At 41.3% G+C, this 378-nt stretch carries 1 protein-coding gene; it reads right to left on the bottom strand.

The window, feature by feature from the left end:
- Window positions 1–378, bottom strand: a 378-nt coding sequence (locus NOU10_RS09315; RefSeq protein WP_255906661.1) for an FIVAR domain-containing protein, incomplete at both ends; no start/stop codon positions are given.

Below are 378 nucleotides of genomic sequence, written 5' to 3'. Positions count from 1 at the left end.
TGTTAATTTTTCATCACCATTCAACTTAGACTTAGCTAGTTCCAAGGCGTCTTTTGCTACTTGAACTTCTGCTGCACTTGCATTGCCACCTTGTGCTTTATCTAAGATTGCTTGGGCATTGGTCAATGCTTCATCATATGCTTGTTGCGCTGTTTTATCTGCATTAGTGTAATCTAGACTTGATTTCACTTCATCTGCTTCTTGCGCTGCTTGATCCAATTCACCCATCTTGCCATCTAGTTTTTGCGCTGTTGCTAATGCTTTTTCTACACCTGCTGGTGTTGTTGCTGCTTCAATTGCTTCCTTCGCCGCTGCTTTTTGTGCATCGTTCAAGTTTTTCAATCCATCTAGATTTGCTTGTGATGTTGTCTTTTGGTC

This window comes from Ligilactobacillus sp. MP3 (genome assembly GCF_024436335.1).
Taxonomy (GTDB): Bacteria; Bacillota; Bacilli; order Lactobacillales; family Lactobacillaceae; genus Ligilactobacillus; species Ligilactobacillus salivarius.
Note: the sequence above shows the minus strand (reverse complement) of the source record. Positions and strands in the feature narration are given on the sequence as shown.